The sequence below is a fragment of the Pontimicrobium sp. SW4 genome (genome assembly GCF_039954625.1).
In the GTDB taxonomy this organism is placed as follows: Bacteria; Bacteroidota; Bacteroidia; order Flavobacteriales; family Flavobacteriaceae; genus Pontimicrobium.
Map to the genome: position 1 here is coordinate 588578 of NZ_CP157199.1, position 20104 is coordinate 608681.

General features: G+C 32.9%; 17 protein-coding genes and 5 tRNA genes. 20 read left to right on the forward strand and 2 right to left on the reverse strand.

The genetic code is table 11. From position 1 onward, the window contains the following. The first annotated feature begins 67 nt into the window (after positions 1 to 67). The 18 genes from rpsU to ABGB03_RS02875 all read left to right on the forward strand — a co-directional run bounded on the left by rpsU (position 68) and on the right by ABGB03_RS02875 (position 15071). Positions 68 to 262 carry a 30S ribosomal protein S21 gene (rpsU, locus tag ABGB03_RS02790; RefSeq protein ID WP_347924654.1) on the forward strand — a complete coding sequence of 65 codons (195 nt, stop codon included), beginning with the start codon at positions 68 to 70 and terminating at the stop codon, positions 260 to 262. 115 nt (positions 263 to 377) lie between these two features. After that, positions 378 to 1265, forward strand: a complete 888-nt coding sequence (locus ABGB03_RS02795) for a tyrosine-type recombinase/integrase (RefSeq protein WP_347924656.1) — start codon at positions 378 to 380, stop codon at positions 1263 to 1265. A gap of 35 nt (positions 1266 to 1300) precedes the next feature. After that, positions 1301 to 1603, forward strand: coding sequence for a ribosome-associated translation inhibitor RaiA (gene raiA, locus ABGB03_RS02800; RefSeq protein ID WP_347924658.1), 303 nt, complete (start codon positions 1301 to 1303; stop codon positions 1601 to 1603). A 102-nt stretch (positions 1604 to 1705) separates the two neighbouring features. After that, a tRNA-Thr gene (locus tag ABGB03_RS02805) sits at positions 1706 to 1779 on the forward strand. 35 nt (positions 1780 to 1814) lie between these two features. Then, positions 1815 to 1896 (forward strand) — tRNA-Tyr (locus tag ABGB03_RS02810). A gap of 25 nt (positions 1897 to 1921) precedes the next feature. Then, positions 1922 to 1994 (forward strand) — tRNA-Gly (locus tag ABGB03_RS02815). A 14-nt stretch (positions 1995 to 2008) separates the two neighbouring features. After that, a tRNA-Thr gene (locus ABGB03_RS02820) sits at positions 2009 to 2080 on the forward strand. Positions 2081 to 2144: 64 nt separating this feature from the next. Continuing rightward, positions 2145 to 3332, forward strand: coding sequence for an elongation factor Tu (gene tuf, locus ABGB03_RS02825; protein ID WP_347924660.1), 1188 nt, complete (start codon positions 2145 to 2147; stop codon positions 3330 to 3332). Positions 3333 to 3395: 63 nt separating this feature from the next. Then, positions 3396 to 3468: transfer RNA gene (locus ABGB03_RS02830), tRNA-Trp, on the forward strand. 16 nt (positions 3469 to 3484) lie between these two features. After that, positions 3485 to 3676 carry a preprotein translocase subunit SecE gene (gene secE / locus ABGB03_RS02835; protein ID WP_167769959.1) on the forward strand — a complete coding sequence of 64 codons (192 nt, stop codon included), beginning with the start codon at positions 3485 to 3487 and terminating at the stop codon, positions 3674 to 3676. Between the two features lie 13 nt (positions 3677 to 3689). Then, positions 3690 to 4244: a transcription termination/antitermination protein NusG gene (gene nusG, locus ABGB03_RS02840; RefSeq protein WP_347924662.1), complete on the forward strand. Its 555-nt coding sequence runs from the start codon at positions 3690 to 3692 to the stop codon at positions 4242 to 4244. Between the two features lie 72 nt (positions 4245 to 4316). After that, entirely contained in the window at positions 4317 to 4757 is a 441-nt protein-coding gene (rplK, locus tag ABGB03_RS02845; protein ID WP_167769957.1) for a 50S ribosomal protein L11, read from the forward strand. 17 nt (positions 4758 to 4774) lie between these two features. Then, positions 4775 to 5464 (forward strand): 50S ribosomal protein L1, encoded by a 690-nt coding sequence (rplA, locus tag ABGB03_RS02850; protein WP_347924663.1) that lies wholly within the window; start codon positions 4775 to 4777, stop codon positions 5462 to 5464. Positions 5465 to 5482: 18 nt separating this feature from the next. Further along, positions 5483 to 6004: a 50S ribosomal protein L10 gene (gene rplJ, locus ABGB03_RS02855; RefSeq protein ID WP_347924665.1), complete on the forward strand. Its 522-nt coding sequence runs from the start codon at positions 5483 to 5485 to the stop codon at positions 6002 to 6004. A gap of 63 nt (positions 6005 to 6067) precedes the next feature. Beyond that, positions 6068 to 6445 carry a 50S ribosomal protein L7/L12 gene (gene rplL / locus ABGB03_RS02860; RefSeq protein WP_347924667.1) on the forward strand — a complete coding sequence of 126 codons (378 nt, stop codon included), beginning with the start codon at positions 6068 to 6070 and terminating at the stop codon, positions 6443 to 6445. Positions 6446 to 6567: 122 nt separating this feature from the next. Continuing rightward, positions 6568 to 10380: a DNA-directed RNA polymerase subunit beta gene (rpoB, locus tag ABGB03_RS02865; RefSeq protein ID WP_347924668.1), complete on the forward strand. Its 3813-nt coding sequence runs from the start codon at positions 6568 to 6570 to the stop codon at positions 10378 to 10380. Positions 10381 to 10406: 26 nt separating this feature from the next. After that, on the forward strand, positions 10407 to 14708 hold the full coding sequence (rpoC, locus tag ABGB03_RS02870; RefSeq protein ID WP_347924670.1) for a DNA-directed RNA polymerase subunit beta': 4302 nt from the start codon (positions 10407 to 10409) through the stop codon (positions 14706 to 14708). 45 nt (positions 14709 to 14753) lie between these two features. Then, positions 14754 to 15071, forward strand: a complete 318-nt coding sequence (locus ABGB03_RS02875; RefSeq protein WP_347924671.1) for a DUF3467 domain-containing protein — start codon at positions 14754 to 14756, stop codon at positions 15069 to 15071. Positions 15072 to 15122: 51 nt separating this feature from the next. Here the strand turns inward: ABGB03_RS02875 and ABGB03_RS02880 are convergent, their stop codons facing one another. Further along, positions 15123 to 15359: a (4Fe-4S)-binding protein gene (locus ABGB03_RS02880; protein ID WP_347924672.1), complete on the reverse strand. Its 237-nt coding sequence runs from the start codon at positions 15357 to 15359 to the stop codon at positions 15123 to 15125. Between the two features lie 176 nt (positions 15360 to 15535). After that, positions 15536 to 17125, reverse strand: a complete 1590-nt coding sequence (locus tag ABGB03_RS02885) for a peptide chain release factor 3 (RefSeq protein WP_347924674.1) — start codon at positions 17123 to 17125, stop codon at positions 15536 to 15538. 112 nt (positions 17126 to 17237) lie between these two features. On the opposite strand from ABGB03_RS02885, the gene ABGB03_RS02890 reads away from it, so the two are divergent. Next, the gene (locus tag ABGB03_RS02890; protein ID WP_347924675.1) at positions 17238 to 19178 is read left to right on the forward strand and encodes a sensor histidine kinase; all 1941 of its coding nucleotides are present in this window, start codon (positions 17238 to 17240) and stop codon (positions 19176 to 19178) included. 17 nt (positions 19179 to 19195) lie between these two features. Then, positions 19196 to 19918 carry a response regulator gene (locus tag ABGB03_RS02895; RefSeq protein WP_347924677.1) on the forward strand — a complete coding sequence of 241 codons (723 nt, stop codon included), beginning with the start codon at positions 19196 to 19198 and terminating at the stop codon, positions 19916 to 19918. Positions 19919 to 20104 lie beyond the last annotated feature (186 nt).

Genomic DNA, 20104 nt, shown 5'->3' on the forward strand with positions numbered 1-20104 from the left:
TTTGTAATTTTATAATAAATTATATATTTGCAAACCAAAATTCTAAAAGAGAGGAGGTTAAGACACTATGTTAATAATACCAATTAAAGAAGGAGAAAATATAGATAGAGCGCTAAAGCGTTTTAAGAGAAAGTTTGATAAAACTGGAACGAAAAGAATGTTACAAACACGTAAGCAGTTTACAAAACCTTCGGTAGCGCGTAGAGCTCAAATTCAAAAAGCGCAATACATCCAAAGATTAAGAGATGCAGAAGAAGTTTAAACTTATATAAACAAATACATAAAAATCCCACAATGAAAATTGTGGGATTTTTTTATTCAAAAAAGAAGCGCAACCATTTTTAAGTTTTGTATTTTTAAAAGCCTAATACATATCAATGTCCTTATCATCTTTTAAAGATTACCTATTATTAGAAAAGAAATACTCCAAGCATACAGTAAATGCTTATGCGAAGGATTTAAGTGACTTTACAAAATTCAATCAAGAATGTTTTAATCAAGTAAGTATTGATAAAGCTAACTACTCACAAATTAGAAATTGGATTATTAGTTTAGTAGATTCAGGTTTAGAAAACAGAACTGTAAACAGAAAAGTATCTTCACTAAACACTTATTATAAATTTCTACTAAAAACAGAAGAAATAAAAGTAAACCCTTTATCTAAACATAAAGCACTTAAGGTTAGTAAAAAAATTCAAATTCCTTTTTCGCAAGAAGAAGTGAATATGGTATTAGATGAGTTTAATTTTGATAATTCTTTTGAAGGAGTAAGAGATAAGTTGATAATCGAATTATTTTACTCTACTGGAATTAGACGTATCGAGTTAGTGCAACTACAGTTAAAAGATGTTGATAATGCAAATAAAACACTTAAAGTTTTAGGAAAGAGAAATAAGGAACGCTATTTACCGTTATTAGAATCTGTATTGGATACAATTAAAGTATATATAAGTAATAGAAATAGATTAGAAAAGATTGTAGATAAAGAAACCTTATTTCTAACCAAAAAGGGTCATAAAATTTACGAAACTCTTGTTTACAGAATAATAAATAACTATTTTAGTAAGGCATCAACTAAAGTAAAAAAGAGTCCACATATATTAAGGCATTCATTTGCAACTCACTTACTAAATCAAGGTGCCGATTTAAATGCTGTTAAAGAATTACTTGGGCATTCCAGTTTAGCTGCTACCCAAGTGTATACTCATAATAGTATTGCCGAACTTAAAAAAGTATATGCTAAATCACATCCAAGAAATAAATAAACACTAAAATATTGTCTAACTAAAAAAAGTAAAAGATGAAAGTAAATACGCAATCAGTTAACTTTAATGCAGACCAAAAATTAATAGACTTTATTCAAAAGCGAATGGACAAGTTAGAATTGTATTATGACAAAGTCATTAAATCCGATGTGTTTCTGAAAGTAGAAAACACTAGTAATAAACAAAATAAAATATTTGAAGCTAAAGTACATGTACCAGGAGATAGTTTTGTTGTGAAAAAACAATGTAAAAGCTTTGAAGAAGGTGCAGATATGGCAGTTGCATCCTTAGAAAGACAGCTAAAAAAGAGAAAAGAAAAACTAAGAACATATTTATAGAGAAAATTTCTCAAAAAATGTTTTGAAACAAAAAAAATATATATACATTTGCAGTCCGTTAGAAATAGCGGACTTTTTGTTGCGTTAAAAACAACAAAATAAGCCGATGTAGCTCAGCTGGCTAGAGCAGCTGATTTGTAATCAGCAGGTCGTGGGTTCGAGTCCCTCCATCGGCTCAAGTTCTTTTAAAGACTGATGATTTTTTATAATTGGGGAGATACTCAAGCGGCCAACGAGGGCAGACTGTAAATCTGCTGACTACGTCTTCGCAGGTTCGAATCCTGCTCTCCCCACATTTTAAAGGATTTAAAAAAAATTGCGGGAGTAGCTCAGTTGGTAGAGCGTCAGCCTTCCAAGCTGAATGTCGCCGGTTCGAACCCGGTCTCCCGCTCTAATTTTTTTTTGGCCGGTGTAGCTCAGGGGTAGAGCGTTTCCTTGGTAAGGAAGAGGTCACGGGTTCAAATCCCGTCATTGGCTCTTATAAAGATTTAAAAATTTTGAACACTAATATTATTATATAACTAAGATTAAATTTTAAATCATGGCAAAGGAAACTTTCGATCGTTCCAAACCGCACTTAAATATAGGTACAATTGGGCACGTTGATCACGGAAAAACAACTTTAACTGCAGCTATTACATCTGTATTAGCTAACGCAGGATTATCTGAAGCGAGAGCATTCGATTCGATCGATAACGCTCCTGAAGAAAAAGAAAGAGGTATTACAATTAATACATCACACGTTGAGTATTCAACAGCTAATCGTCACTATGCGCACGTAGACTGTCCAGGTCACGCGGATTATGTAAAGAACATGGTAACTGGTGCTGCTCAAATGGATGGAGCTATATTAGTAGTTGCTGCTACTGATGGTCCAATGCCACAAACTCGTGAGCATATCCTTTTAGGACGTCAGGTAGGAATTCCTCGTATTGTTGTTTTCTTAAACAAAGTTGATATGGTGGATGATGAAGAGCTTTTAGAATTAGTAGATATGGAAGTTAGAGATTTATTAAACTTCTATGAATATGACGGTGACAACGGTCCTGTAATTTCAGGTTCTGCTTTAGGAGCTTTAAATGGTGAGCAAAAATGGGTTGATACAGTTATGGAATTGATGGAAGCTGTAGATAACTGGATTGAATTACCAACTAGAGATGTTGATAAGCCTTTCTTAATGCCTATAGAAGATGTATTCTCTATTACTGGTCGTGGTACAGTTGCAACTGGTCGTATTGAAACAGGTGTTGCTAATACTGGAGATCCTGTTGATATTATTGGTATGGGAGCTGAAAAATTAACATCTACTATTACAGGAGTTGAAATGTTCCGTAAGATATTAGATAGAGGTGAAGCTGGAGATAACGTTGGTATCTTATTAAGAGGTATTGAAAAAACGGATATCCGAAGAGGAATGGTAATCTGTAAAACAGGTTCTGTAACTCCACATGCTAAGTTTAAAGCTGAGGTTTATATCCTTAAAAAAGAAGAAGGTGGACGTCATACTCCATTCCATAATAACTACCGTCCACAGTTCTACGTACGTACAACTGATGTAACAGGAAATATTAATTTACCTGATGGAGTTGAAATGGTAATGCCTGGAGATAACTTAACAATTACTGTTGATTTACACCAGCCAATTGCAATGAACGTAGGTTTACGTTTCGCTATCCGTGAAGGTGGTAGAACAGTTGGAGCTGGTCAGGTTACTGAGATTTTAGACTAATTTAAGTTAATAAATATTAAGTTAAGGTATTCCGATTTTTTCGGAATACCTTGACTTATATTTACGGGTTTAGCTCAGTTGGTAGAGCACTGGTCTCCAAAACCAGGTGTCGGGAGTTCGAGTCTCTCAACCCGTGCAAAAAATAAAAACAAATGGCAGGAATAGTAAATTATATAAAAGAATCTTTTGGAGAGCTTAAAAATAATGTAAGCTGGACTCCTTGGTCAGAAGCACAAAGTTTAACAGTATTAGTTGCTGTGTTTTCTATTATTTTTTCACTGGCTATTTGGGGAGTAGATACAGTTTTTAGCAGAGTTATAAAGGCGTATTTTAATTGGATTTAAAAACATTTTGAGAATGTCTGAGAGTGTTGAGAAAAAATGGTACGTTGTAAGGGCTGTAAGCGGTCAAGAAAACAAAATCAAAAACTACATTGAAAACGAAATTGCTAGATTAGGTTTAAGTGATTTTGTTGATCAAGTTTTGGTGCCAACCGAGAGAGTGATTCAAATACGTAATGGAAAAAAAGTCCATAAGGAAAAAGTTTTTTTTCCAGGCTATATTATGATTCAGGCAAACCTAAGTGGTGAGATTCCGCATATCATTAAATCCATTACTAATGTAATTGGGTTTTTGGGAGAAACAAAAGGAGGTGACCCTGTACCATTAAGACAATCTGAAGTAAACAGAATGTTAGGTAAGGTAGATGAGTTATCTGTTGAAGCAGATTCTAATGTTGCGATTCCTTTTACAAAAGGAGAAACAGTAAAAGTAATTGATGGTCCATTTAATGGATTTGATGGTACTATTGAAAATATAAATGAAGAAAAGCGTAAGCTAGAAGTAATGGTAAAGATTTTTGGAAGAAAAACACCATTAGAGTTAAGCTATATGCAAGTTGAAAAAGTATAATAATTGTTACACTATATATGTATGTTCTTGAGCTTCCAACTTTAAGAGACATATGAAACTAAATTATTAAAAATGGCAAAAGAATTAGGTAAAGTAGTTAAGTTACAAGTTCGGGGAGGTGCTGCGAATCCATCGCCACCGGTTGGACCCGCTTTAGGTGCTGCTGGAGTTAACATAATGGAGTTCTGTAAACAATTTAATGCAAGAACTCAAGATAAGCCTGGTAAAGTATTACCGGTTGTTATCTCTGTTTACAAAGACAAATCATTTGATTTTGTAATCAAGACTCCTCCAGCTGCAGTACAATTATTAGAAGCGGCCAAGGTGAAAAAAGGTTCAGGAGAACCAAACCGAAAAAAAGTAGCTAAAGTTTCTTGGGATCAAGTTAAAACTATTGCTGAAGACAAGATGGTAGATTTAAATGCATTTACAATTGAATCAGCAATGAAAATGGTTGCGGGAACTGCAAGATCTATGGGTATAACTGTTAAAGGTGGTGAAGCACCTAATTAACCTAAAAAGATTTTAAAATGGCAAGATTAACAAAAAAACAAAAAGAAGCTGTTGCTAAAATAGAGAAAGGAAGATTTTATTCTCTAAACGAGGCATCAGTATTAATAAAAGAAATTACCAATGCAAAGTTTGATGCATCAGTAGATTTAGCTGTTCGTTTAGGGGTAGATCCTAGAAAAGCTAACCAAATGGTAAGAGGTGTAGTATCTCTTCCACACGGTACTGGTAAAGATGTTAAAGTTTTAGCATTAGTAACTCCAGACAAAGAAGCAGAAGCTAAAGAAGCTGGTGCTGATTATGTTGGTTTGGATGAATACCTTGAAAAAATTAAAGGTGGTTGGACAGACGTTGATGTAATTATTACTATGCCTAGCGTTATGGGTAAATTAGGTCCTTTAGGACGAGTATTAGGTCCTCGTGGCTTAATGCCTAATCCAAAAACAGGTACAGTAACTATGGATGTTGCTAAAGCTGTTGGTGAAGTGAAAGCTGGTAAAATTGACTTTAAAGTTGATAAAACTGGTATTGTTCATGCAGCAATTGGTAAAGCATCATTTAGTGCTGATAAAATTGCAGGTAATGCACAAGAGTTACTTACAACATTAATGAAACTCAAACCAACTGCGGCAAAAGGAACTTACGTAAAAAGCATTTTTATGTCAAGTACAATGAGTCCTAGTGTTGCAATTGATCCAAAAATAGGTTAAGCAGTAAAACTTTTTATTATGACAAGAGAAGAAAAATCACAAGTAATTGAAGAGTTAACTGCTCAATTATCCGAAAACGCAAATATTTATTTGGCTGATATTTCTGGATTAGATGCAGGAACTACTTCAAACTTACGTCGTGCTTGCTTTAAAGCAAACGTTAAGTTGGCAGTTGTAAAGAATACCTTGCTTGAAAAAGCAATGATGGCTTCAGATAGAGAATTTGGAGAATTACCTTCTATATTAAAGGGTAATACTTCGGTTATGTATTCTGAGACAGGAAACGCACCAGCAAAAGTAATTAAAGCTTTTAGAAAAAAATCAGATAAGCCTTTATTAAAAGGAGCTTTTATTGAAGAAGCAATTTACTTAGGTGACGACCAATTAGATATGTTGGTAGATATCAAATCTAGAGAAGAACTTATTGGAGATATTATTGGATTATTACAATCTCCAGCTAAGAACGTTGTTTCAGCGCTTCAGTCTAGTGGTGGTAAATTATCAGGTATCTTAAAAACACTATCTCAAAAAGAGGGATAGTTTAAAATGTACGCACTTTTTACAAAATAAATTAAATTACAAAATTATTAAAACGATAGAAAAATGGCAGATTTAAAAGATTTCGCAGAACAGTTAGTAAACTTAACAGTAAAAGAGGTTAACGAATTAGCTGGAATATTAAAAGATGAATATGGTATCGAACCTGCTGCTGCTGCAGTTGCTGTAGCTGCTGGCCCTGGAGCTGGTGGTGATGATGCTGGTGAAGCGCAAACAGAGTTTGATGTAATTCTTAAAGCAGCTGGTGGTTCTAAATTAGCAGTTGTAAAATTAGTTAAAGAATTAACTGGTTTAGGATTAAAAGAAGCTAAAGAATTAGTTGATAATGCACCTAGCGCTATCAAAGAAGGAGTTTCTAAAGATGAAGCTGAAGGCCTTAAGTCTTCTCTAGAAGAAGCTGGAGCAGAGGTTGAGCTTAAGTAAGCTTAACTAACCTACAAAATATGGTTTAGGTCTGGAGAGGTGTCTCTACGACCTAGACCCTTTTGTGTATATAAACGTTATGTACACGTAAAATTATTTTTTAATCAAAATTTCGTCCGTCGATGTTAGCAACTAAAGCTGAAAGATTAAATTTCTCGTCTATTGTAAATAGAACCGAATACCCTGATTTTCTGGATATTCAGATTAAATCCTTCCAGGATTTTTTCCAGTTAGAAACAAAATCAGAAGAAAGAGGTGATGAAGGGTTATATAACACCTTCATGGAAAACTTCCCGATTACAGATACTCGTAATCAATTTGTCTTGGAATTTTTGGATTATTTTATTGATCCACCAAGATACACCATAGAAGAATGTATTGAAAGAGGACTTACTTATAGTGTTCCGCTTAAAGCAAGACTTAAATTATACTGTACAGATCCTGAACATGAAGATTTCGAAACTATTGTTCAAGATGTGTATTTAGGTACAATTCCATATATGACACCTAGTGGTACATTTTGTATCAATGGGGCAGAACGTGTTGTTGTATCTCAATTACATAGATCTCCAGGTGTATTCTTTGGGCAATCTTTCCATGCTAATGGAACTAAATTATATTCGGCAAGAGTAATTCCTTTCAAAGGTTCTTGGATTGAATTTGCTACAGACATTAATAGTGTCATGTATGCGTATATCGATAGAAAGAAAAAATTACCTGTAACTACACTATTCCGTGCTATTGGATTTGAAAGAGATAAAGATATTCTTGAAATATTTGATCTAGCTGAAGAAGTGAAAGTTTCTAAATCGGGACTTAAAAAAGTAATCAATCGCAAACTTGCTGCACGTGTGCTTAATACATGGCATGAAGATTTTGTTGATGAAGATACAGGAGAAGTAGTATCAATAGAAAGAAATGAAATTGTTCTTGATCGTGATACTATATTAGATAAGGACAATGTAGAAGAAATTCTTGAAGCTGGTGTGAAAACTATTCTTTTACACAAAGAAGATGGACAATCTGGTGATTACGCAATTATCCATAACACACTTCAAAAAGACCCTACTAACTCTGAAAAAGAAGCAGTAGAACACATTTACCGTCAATTACGTAATGCTGAGCCGCCAGATGAGGAAACAGCTCGTGGTATTATTGACAAGCTATTCTTTAGTGATCAACGTTATAACTTAGGTGAAGTTGGTCGTTATAGAATGAATAAAAAATTACAGTTAGATATTGGAATGGATAAGCAAGTGCTTACCAAAGAAGATATTATTACTATCATAAAATACTTAATTGAATTAATTAACTCAAAAGCAGAGATTGATGATATTGATCACTTATCTAACCGTCGTGTACGTACAGTAGGTGAGCAGTTATCTTCTCAATTTGGTGTTGGTTTAGCGCGTATGGCACGTACTATTCGTGAACGTATGAATGTTCGTGATAATGAGGTGTTTACGCCAATAGATTTGATTAATGCAAAGACCTTGTCGTCTGTAATTAACTCATTTTTTGGAACCAACCAGCTATCTCAGTTTATGGACCAAACCAATCCATTAGCAGAGATTACGCATAAGCGTCGTTTATCAGCTTTAGGACCTGGAGGTTTATCTCGTGAAAGAGCGGGATTTGAGGTTCGTGATGTTCACTATACACACTACGGACGTTTATGTCCTATCGAAACGCCAGAAGGACCAAACATTGGTTTAATTTCTTCGCTTTCGGTTTATGCAAAAGTAAATTCAATGGGATTCATTGAAACACCTTATAGGTCAGTTGAAAATGGAGTAGTTGATATTAAAGGAACACCAGTTTACTTAAGTGCTGAAGAAGAAGAAGAAAAACTAATAGCTCAGGCTACCGTTAAAGTTGATGACAAAGGAAAAATCCTACACGATCAAATTATTGCACGTCAAGAAGGTGATTTCCCTGTGGTAGATCCAACATCTATTCATTATACAGATGTTGCGCCAAACCAAATTTCATCTATCTCGGCATCGTTAATTCCATTCTTAGAGCATGATGATGCAAACCGTGCGTTGATGGGATCAAACATGATGCGTCAAGCGGTACCATTATTACGTCCTCAAGCTCCTATTGTTGGAACAGGATTAGAGCGTCAAGTAGCTTCAGATTCAAGAGTATTAATTAATGCCCAAGGAGAAGGAGTTGTAGAGTATGTAGATGCTAACGAAATAGTTATTAAATATAACCGTACTGAAGAAGAAGCCATGGTAAGTTTCGATACAGATACGGTAACATATCCTTTAACTAAGTTTAGAAAAACAAACCAAGGAACATCTGTTAATTTAAAAGCAATTGTTAAAAAAGGAGATAAAGTAACTAAAGGACAAGTATTGTGTGAAGGTTACGCAACCCAAAAAGGAGAATTAGCTTTAGGTAGAAACATGAAAGTTGCCTTCATGCCTTGGAAAGGATATAATTTTGAGGATGCAATTGTAATTTCCGAAAAAGTTGTTAGAGAAGATGTATTTACATCTATTCATATAGATGAATATTCTTTAGAAGTAAGAGATACAAAGCTTGGTAATGAAGAGTTAACTAACGATATTCCTAATGTTTCAGAAGAGGCTACGAAAGACCTTGATGAGCATGGAATGATTCGTGTTGGTGCCGAAATTAAACCAGGAGATATCTTAATTGGTAAAATTACTCCAAAAGGAGAAAGTGATCCTACTCCTGAAGAAAAATTATTACGTGCTATTTTTGGAGATAAAGCTGGAGATGTAAAAGACGCATCCTTAAAAGCTTCACCTTCTTTACATGGTGTTGTAATTGATAAGAAATTGTTTGCAAGAGCAATTAAAGATAAGCGTAAAAGAGCTCAAGATAAAGAAGATATTTCTCAACTAGAAGCTGTTTACGACAAAAAGTTTGATGACTTAATAGAAGTTTTAATTGAAAAACTTTTTGCTATAGTTGCTGGAAAAACTGCTCAGGGTGTATTTAATGATTTAGGTGAAGAGGTTTTCCCTAAAGGAAAGAAGTTTACTTTAAAAATGTTAAATGCTGTAGATGATTATGCACATTTAGTATCAGGAAAGTGGACCACAGATGAACAGACTAATAAATTAGTTGCAGATTTAATTCACAACTATAAAATTAAAGAAAATGATCTTCAAGGATCTTTAAGACGTGAGAAGTTTACAATCTCAGTTGGTGATGAATTGCCAGCAGGTATTATAAAATTAGCTAAAGTTTATATTGCTAAAAAACGTAAACTGAAAGTTGGAGATAAAATGGCAGGACGTCACGGTAACAAAGGTATTGTTGCTCGTATTGTTCGTCAAGAAGATATGCCTTTCTTAGAAGATGGAACGCCTGTTGATATCGTATTGAATCCACTTGGTGTACCTTCTCGTATGAATATTGGTCAGATTTATGAAACAGTATTAGGATGGGCAGGACAAAAATTAGATCGTAAGTACGCTACACCAATTTTTGATGGTGCTACAATTGATCAGATTAATGGATTCACAGACGAAGCTGGAATTCCAAGATATGGTCATACTTATCTATATGATGGAGGTACAGGATCTCGTTTTGATCAACCAGCAACAGTTGGTGTTATCTATATGTTAAAACTAGGACATATGGTAGACGATAAGATGCATGCACGTTCAATTGGACCATATTCATTAATTACACAACAACCTCTTGGTGGTAAAGCACAATTTGGTGGTCAGCGTTTTGGAGAAATGGAAGTTTGGGCACTTGAAGCTTATGGTGCATCGGCAACATTAAGAGAAATCTTAACAGTAAAATCTGATGATGTAATTGGTAGAGCAAAAACTTACGAAGCAATCGTAAAAGGAGAACCAATGCCAGAACCTGGACTACCAGAATCTTTCAACGTATTAATGCACGAATTGAAAGGTCTTGGACTAGACATAAGATTAGAAGAGTAATTAATTCATTATCATAACCATATATTATGGCAAGAAAGCAAGATAAGAATACAGTACAGAGATTTAATAAAATCTCAATTGGTTTAGCATCTCCAGAGTCAATTTTGGCTGCCTCTCGTGGAGAAGTTTTAAAACCAGAAACTATTAACTATAGAACACATAAACCAGAACGTGATGGTTTATTCTGTGAGCGTATTTTTGGACCTGTAAAGGACTACGAATGTGCTTGTGGTAAGTATAAGCGTATACGCTACAAAGGTATTGTTTGTGACCGTTGTGGGGTAGAAGTAACCGAAAAGAAAGTACGTCGTGACCGTGTAGGCCACATTAACCTTGTTGTTCCAGTAGCACACATTTGGTACTTCCGTTCGCTGCCTAACAAAATTGGGTATTTACTTGGATTACCATCTAAGAAATTAGACATGATTATCTATTACGAGCGTTATGTAGTAATCCAACCAGGAAATGCTAAAAATGCTGAAGGTGAGCCTGTTCAAAAAATGGATTTCTTAACGGAAGAAGAATACTTAAATATTCTTGAAACACTTCCAAAAGAAAATCAATATTTAGATGATAACGACCCAGAAAAGTTCATTGCTAAAATGGGAGCTGAATGTTTAATTGAACTATTATCACGAATTGATTTAGATTCATTATCATTCGAATTACGTCATAAAGCGAATACTGAAACGTCTAAACAACGTAAAACAGAAGCCTTAAAACGTCTTCAAGTTGTTGAAGCATTTAGAGAAGCTAACGAGAATAGAGAAAATCACCCTGAATGGATGATTATGAAGGCTGTTCCAGTAATTCCACCAGAATTACGTCCTTTAGTGCCTCTTGATGGTGGTCGTTTTGCAACGTCTGATTTAAATGATTTATATCGTCGTGTTATTATTCGTAACAATCGTCTTAAGAGACTTGTTGAGATTAAAGCACCAGAGGTTATTTTGCGTAATGAAAAGCGTATGTTGCAAGAATCTGTAGATTCATTATTTGATAACACGCGTAAATCATCAGCAGTTAAAACCGATTCAAATAGACCTTTAAAATCTTTATCAGATTCATTAAAAGGTAAGCAAGGTCGTTTCCGTCAAAACTTACTTGGTAAGCGTGTGGATTATTCTGCACGTTCAGTAATTGTTGTTGGACCAGAATTAAAATTATTTGAATGTGGATTGCCAAAAAATATGGCAGCTGAGTTATATAAGCCTTTTGTAATTAGAAAATTAATTGAAAGAGGAATTGTAAAAACTGTAAAGTCTGCAAAGAAAATTATAGATAAAAAAGAACCTGTAGTTTGGGATATTTTAGAGAATGTTTTAAAAGGACATCCAGTACTTTTAAATCGTGCTCCTACACTTCACAGACTTGGAATACAAGCATTTCAACCAAAGCTTATCGAAGGTAAAGCAATCCAGTTACATCCATTAGTATGTACTGCATTTAATGCCGATTTCGATGGTGACCAAATGGCTGTACATTTACCGTTAGGACCTGAGGCTATTCTTGAAGCTCAACTTTTAATGTTGGCATCTCATAATATCTTGAACCCTGCAAATGGTTCTCCTGTAACGGTACCTTCTCAAGATATGGTACTTGGTCTATATTATATGACTAAGTTGCGTAAATCGACAGAAGATGTAAAGGTTATTGGTGAAGGATTAACATTCTATTCTCCAGAAGAGGTTGTTATTGCTTACAATGAAAATAAAGCTGATCTTAATGCTGCTATCAAAGTTAGAACTAAAGACTTCAATGAAGCAGGTGAGTTAGTAAATCAAATTGTTGAAACTACTGTTGGACGTGTATTATTTAACGATAAAGTTCCTGAAGTAGCTGGATATATTAATGAAGTATTAACTAAAAAATCTCTTAGAGATATTATTGGTGATATTTTAAAAGCAACTAGTGTGCCTGAAACGGCTGCGTTCTTAGATGAAATTAAAACCTTAGGGTATAAGTTTGCATTCCAAGGTGGATTATCGTTTAGTTTAGGGGATATTATTATTCCACCAGAGAAGCATACTATGATTGATGCTGCTAACAAGGAAGTAGAAGGTATTAGAGCTAACTATAACATGGGACTTATAACGAATAATGAACGTTATAACCAAGTTATTGATATTTGGACGTCTACAAATGCTGAATTGACAGAGTTATCAATGAAACGTATTCGTGAAGACCAACAAGGGTTTAACTCAGTATTTATGATGCTTGATTCTGGAGCTCGTGGATCTAAAGAACAAATTCGTCAGCTTACAGGAATGCGTGGATTGATGGCAAAACCTAAAAAATCTAACGCAGGAGGAGGTGAAATTATTGAAAATCCAATTCTTTCTAACTTTAAGGAAGGACTTTCAATTTTAGAATACTTTATTTCTACTCACGGTGCACGTAAAGGTCTTGCCGATACCGCACTTAAAACTGCCGATGCTGGTTATTTAACACGTCGTTTGGTTGATGTATCTCAAGATGTTATTGTAAATGAAGAAGATTGTGCTACGTTAAGAGGTATTAATGTAGAACCATTAAAGAAAAACGAAGAAGTTGTTGAGAGTTTAGAAGATAGAATAGTAGGTCGTACCTCATTATATGATGTTTATGACCCACTAACCGATGAACTTTTGGTTGAAGCTGGAGGTCATATTTATGACGACATTGCTAAGAAAATCGAAAATTCACCTGTAGATGCAGTAGAAGTACGTTCACCATTAACTTGCGAAGCTAAGAAGGGAATCTGTACTAAATGTTACGGTCGTAACCTTGCTACTGGTAAAATGGTACAGCGTGGTGAGGCAGTTGGTGTTGTTGCAGCACAATCTATTGGAGAACCTGGAACACAGTTAACGCTTCGTACATTCCACGTTGGAGGTATAGCGGGTAATATTTCTGAAGAGAATAAATTGGCTGTGAAGTTTAATGGTATAGCTGAAATTGAAGATCTTAAAACTGTAAAGAGTGAAGATAGTGAAGGAAATGAAATTGATGTAGTAATTTCTAGAACGTCTGAGATCAAGTTAATTGATGAGAAAACGGGTATTACTTTAAGTACCAATAATATTCCTTACGGATCTACAATCTTTATAAAGAATGGTCAGAAGTTGAAAGCTAATGATGTTGTTTGTCAGTGGGATCCTTATAACGGTGTGATTATTTCAGAATTCTCTGGAAAAGTAGCTTACGAAAACATTGAGCAAGGGGTAACGTACCAAGTTGAAATTGATGAGCAAACTGGTTTCCAAGAAAAAGTAATTTCTGAATCAAGAAATAAGAAGTTAATTCCAACACTACATATTAATGATAGTAAAGGAGAAACAATACGTTCTTATAACTTGCCAGTTGGTGCTCACTTGATGATTGATGATGGTGAAAAGATTAACTTAGGTAAAATTTTAGTTAAGATTCCTCGTAAGTCTGCAAAATCTGGAGATATTACCGGAGGTCTACCTCGTGTAACAGAGCTATTCGAAGCGCGTAATCCATCTAACCCAGCTGTAGTTAGTGAAATAGATGGTGTAGTTTCTTTTGGTAAAATTAAGAGAGGTAACCGTGAGATTATAGTTGAATCTAAACTAGGAGATATTAAGAAATACTTAGTGAAACTTTCAAATCAAATTCTTGTTCAAGAAAATGATTTTGTTAAAGCTGGTATGCCATTATCTGATGGTTCAATTACACCTAACGATATTTTAAATATTAAAGGTCCTTCTGCAGTGCAACAATACTTAGTTAATGAAGTACAAGAAGTATATCGTTTACAAGGTGTGAAAATTAATGATAAGCACTTTGAAGTTGTTGTAAGGCAAATGATGCGTAAGGTTAGAATTCAAGATTCTGGTGATACTATCTTCTTAGAAGATCAATTAGTACATAAGTCTGATTTTATTGAAGAAAATGACGAGATTTTTGGAAAGAAAGTAGTAGAAGAGGCAGGAGATTCTGAAAACCTAAAAGCTGGACAAATTATTACGTCTAGAGAGTTAAGAGATGAAAACTCATTGTTACGTCGTGAAGATAAGAACTTAGTTGTAGCTCGTGATGCGAATCCAGCAACAGCAACTCCTATTCTTCAAGGAATTACAAGAGCTTCGCTTCAAACAAAATCATTTATCTCTGCAGCTTCCTTCCAAGAAACAACTAAAGTTTTAAACGAAGCAGCCGTTAATGGTAAAATAGATACGCTTGAAGGACTTAAAGAAAACGTAATTGTTGGACATAAGATTCCAGCGGGTACTGGACTTAGACATTACGAGAATATTATCGTTGGTTCTAAAGAAGAGTTTGACGAAATGATGCAAGCTAAACAAGAGCTAAATTATAACTAAATATAAAATTCCCGCTCTTGCGGGAATTTTTTTAAATTTATTATTATGGCAGAAAATAAAAATAAACCAAAACAAGGTCAAATTAATATAGAATTGGATGAGAAAATTGCTGAAGGAATATACTCTAATTTAGCAATAATCAATCATTCAGTTTCTGAATTTGTTCTTGACTTTGTAAGTATTATGCCTGGAATCCCAAAAAGTAAAGTAAAATCAAGAATTATTTTAACACCGCAACATGCGAAGCGTTTAGTAAAAGCTTTAAATGAAAATGTTAAACGATTTGAGAATGCACATGGAGAGATAAAAGATTATGAGCAACCTCCAATGCCATTAAATTTTGGGCCAACAGGACAAGCATAAAAAAAGCCCTTTGTGATTCACAAAGGGCTTTTTTTATCTTTATTTTTTTGTTTAGCTTACTTTTCTTTTAATAGTATTTAAAGAGTATTGCAGAGCTCCAGAAGGGCACTTTTTTATTTGTTCAATAATCTTTTGTGGTTCTGTACCTTCTAAATTAATCCATGGAATTACAGAAGTTCTAAAAACTTGAGATAATTCTTTAGCACACTTTTCAGCATGAATACACTTGCAAGGTTCAAAGGTTACTGTAATATCTTCATTACTGAAGATGTTATCTTGAGTTTCCATAAGTAGTTCATGTTTGGGGTTATGAATCTATTTTAAATATATAATCACTAATGCTAAATCTTTAAATCATCGTTTAAATGTACGATAATTACGATTAAAAACAAATAAATACTACTTTTTTATTAAATCGAATTATAGCTTCGTTAGAAACATACACACTATATATTCATTAATTATTAGTTGTATTCAGAAGTTAAATGGAATTTAATACTAGGATATTTTTGCTGAGTCATTTGTAAAGAAAACATAGAATCAGCTAGAAATACGAGTTGATTTTGTTTGTCTTTCGCCAAAAAACGTTGTTTTACACGTATAAATTCTTTAAACTCTTCATTATTTTTGTCTTCTGGTTCAACCCAACACGCCTTATGTACATTTAAATTTTCATAAGTACACTTAGCTCCATATTCGTGTTCCAACCTATATTGAATGACTTCATATTGTAGTGCACCAACAGTTCCAATTACTTTTCTCCCATTTAAATCAAGTGTAAATAACTGTGCAACGCCTTCATCCATCAATTGGTCAATACCTTTATAAAGCTGTTTTGCTTTCATTGGGTCTGCATTGTTTATATATCTAAAATGTTCTGGGGAGAAACTAGGGACACCTTTATAATTTAAAACTTCGCCTTCGGTTAATGTATCTCCAATTTTAAATGTTCCTGTGTCCTGTAATCCAACAATATCGCCTGGATATGATATGTCCACAATTTCTTTTTTTTCTGCAAAAAAAGCATTAGGACTTGAAAATTTCACCTTTTTGTTGTGCCTCACATGTAGGTAAGGCTTATTTCTTTCAAAAGTACCAGAAACAATTTTAATAAATGCTAGACGGTTTCTATGGTTTGGATCCATATTTGCATGAATCTTAAAAACAAAGCCAGTAAATTTTTTCTCTTCAGGTTTTACTAATCGTTCTTCACTTTGTTTTGGTCTTGGTTTTGGAGCTATTTCTACGAAGCAATCCAATAACTCACGAACACCAAAATTGTTTAGAGCAGAACCAAAGAACACAGGCTGTAAATCGCCATTTAGATAATCTGTTTTATCGAATTTTGGATAAATGCCTTCAACCAATTCGATTTCATCTCTTAATGTTTGTGCTGCTTTTTCACCAACTAATTTTGTGAGTTCTTCCGAAGCTAAATCTGAAATCTCGATGGTTTCTTCAATATTTTTTCGACTATCACCACTAAATAGGTTTACATTCTTTTCCCAAAGATTATAAATACCCTTAAAGTCATAACCCATACCTATTGGGAAACTTAAAGGTGTGACTTTTAGACCTAGTTTTTGTTCAACTTCATCTAATAAATCAAACGCATCTTTACCTTCACGATCTAGTTTGTTAATAAACACAATCATAGGAATGTTTCGCATTCTACAAACTTCAACAAGCTTTTCAGTTTGCTCCTCAACCCCTTTGGCAACATCAATAACTACAATAACACTATCAACGGCAGTAAGGGTTCTAAAAGTGTCTTCGGCAAAATCCTTATGTCCAGGAGTATCAAGAATATTAATTTTTATACCGTTATATTCAAATGCTAAAACAGAAGTTGCTACAGAAATTCCACGTTGACGTTCAATTTCCATAAAATCACTGGTGGCTCCCTTTTTTATTTTATTACTTTTTACAGCACCAGCTTCTTGTATAGCACCACCAAACAAAAGCAGTTTTTCTGTTAGTGTTGTTTTACCTGCATCTGGATGCGAAATAATACCAAAGGTTCTTCGCCTATTAATTTCCTCTATAAAACTCATAATGTTCTAAAAAGTGTCAAATATAGGGTTAATAGCCATAAAAGTGATTATTAAAAAAATGTTTTTGTTAAAATGGATTTCTATATTTACGATAGTAAATATCCAATAATAAATGATTAAAAATCTACTCACTGCATTAATCTTTTTTATATGTAGTAATACTTGTTTTTCACAATTCGATACAAGCACAAAAACTTCTGTAAATGATTATACAAAACGTATTGAAAAACTTATAATAGAGGAAGAACTTGACTCTGCAAGCTATTACATTAGCTTATCTAAGATAACTGACTACAATAGCTTATTAAAAAATATTGCACTTGAAAATCCAATTACATATAATCAATGGTATTCGTTCATTGTAAATGCAAGTAAGCAATTCGATATCGAATTCCATTATATATCAAACTTCATTAATAAATATGTAAAAGAGCCCATAAATACTAAAGATATTAATCTGGATTATGTTAAGTTAAAATGGTTTCAAATTTATGAGCTAAGAGATAGAGAAACTGTTGAGGATGCTAATTTTGAACATGAAAAGCTTTTAAATTATATAAATAGATTTAAAAAAGAAAAAGAAGATGTAGTAAAAGCAAGGTTATGGGCAGATACACATAAACTAGTACTTTTTGAAATACAATTTGATCTAGAGAATGGTAAGAGTTTATGCTTAAAAAACCTTGAGATAGCAAGAGAGCTTGATGATAAAGAATTAATTATAGCATTTTTATACCATTTGTGTGATTTCTACATCATCGAAGGAAACTTAGATGCTTATATTAAAACAAGTGAAGAATGTTTGGAAACTGAGAATAGTATAGCTAATCATACACACTATTATCAAAAAATACTAATTAATTTATTAGATGCGTATATTTACAAAGGAGGTTATAATGAGAGAGTAAAAAAATTACTTCAAGAGATGTCTTCTACCCAAGAAGGATTATATCAAAGCTATTCTTTATATGCGAAGTTTTTAGGGACTTTAGAAAATGATTCAAAAGATTATCAAAGTGTTTTAAAAGAATTTAAAGTCAATACACTACTAGAATTTTGCTCAAAAATTAATGAATTAGGCAAAGGCAAATTAAATCCTAATGATTATTGTCACCTTGTAAACGAATCTGCCAACACATTATTTAAAAAAGGATATACAAATGAAGCGTTTCAATTTAAAAACAAAGCATTAAGTTTATTAAGAGAAATATATTCGCAAGATTTGTCTAAGTCGTTAGTGTCTTTTAGTACGAAACAAGCTGTAAGAGATAAAGAAGCAGAGCTTAAATACCAAGAAGAAAGAACCAATTTATATGTAATTATTGCCTCACTTACTGTTGCTTTATTAATTATAACACTCTTTTTTCTATTAAAAAAAAGAACGCAATCTAATTTGTTAAAGCTGAAAAATAAGCAAATAGAGATTAACTTAAAAGAGAAAGAATTACTTGTAAAAGAGGTGCACCATAGAGTTAAAAATAATTTTCAAATAGTTTCTAGTTTGTTGGAATTACAATCTAAAGGTATAGAAGATAAAAAAGCTATAGAATTAGTTAATGATGGTAAAGTTAGAATTAAATCAATGGCCTTAATTCATCAAAAGCTATATCAAAATGAAAACGGATTAATAGATTTTGAGGATTATGTTTTTAATCTGGTAAATGAGTTGGCAACCATTTATGCACCTAAAAAGAAAATAAGAACCAATATAAAAGTTAGTAATATCTTTTTCGATGTAGATACCGCAATTCCTTTAGGTTTGATAATTAATGAGCTTATTACTAATGCTTATAAACATGCGTTTTTAGAAAATGAAGGAGATTTAAAAATAGAAATTAGAAAAGAGACAGAAGAAGATTATATTTTAGAAATTGTAGACAATGGTGTAGGAATATCTAATGAAGCTAAAATAAAGAATAACAAAAGCTTAGGTTTATATTTAGTAAATCGTTTGACAAAACAATTACAAGGAAAATTAACTTTTAAAAATGAAAATGGAGCACATTATAAAATCGTTTTTAAAGATGCATTTTCTAGAAAACTTATTGATTAGCTGGTAAATATTAATACATGGATAAAGTAAAAATTTTAGTTGTTGAAGATGAAATTATAATTGCAGATAGTATATGTGAAACATTAAGAGAATTGGGTTACGATGCTTTCGAACCAGCTATTAGTTATACAGAAGCTATTGAAGTAATTGAAAATGAAATTCCAGATATAGCAATTTTAGACATAGAACTTTCGGGTAATAAAACTGGAATAGATTTAGCTAATACTATTAAAAAAGAGTATAAGTTCCCATTTATATTTTTAACATCAAATGCAGATGTAATAACTTTAAATAAAGCTAAAACAGTAATGCCTTCGGCTTATTTGGTAAAACCATTTTCAAAGAACGAATTGTATACTTCTATTGAAATTGCTTTATATAATTTTTCACAAAAAATCGGACAATTAAATAGTGATAATCTAATTATTAAAGAAGCCTTATTTATTAAAGAAAAAGGAGTATTCTACAAACTAGCCTTTAAAGATATTTTATACATAAAAAGCGCGCATATTTATGTTGAAATTATATTAAAAGACAAAAAAAAGTATGTTGTTCGTGGTAGTTTAAATGATATACTAGAAAAGCTTAATTATAGCTTTATTCGTTCACATAGAAGTTATATAGTTAATACAACGTATTTAGACCAAGTGAGTTATACATCATTAAAGTTATATGATATAACTATTCCTATTGGTAAAAAATACCGTCAAGATATATTAGCAAGGGTTAATGTATTATAATTTATTGATACTAATGTTTTTAGTAATATCAATATATGTAGCCAGCTTTTTTTAACGCTAAATATTACTAGTGAGTACTAAGTGAGTAGTAATATTAGATTTAGTTAAGCATTTGGTACGTAAATTTGTGACAATCTTCAAAGCAGTGTGTCATAAAAACATGACGTTTATAATAAAAAGAGAGCA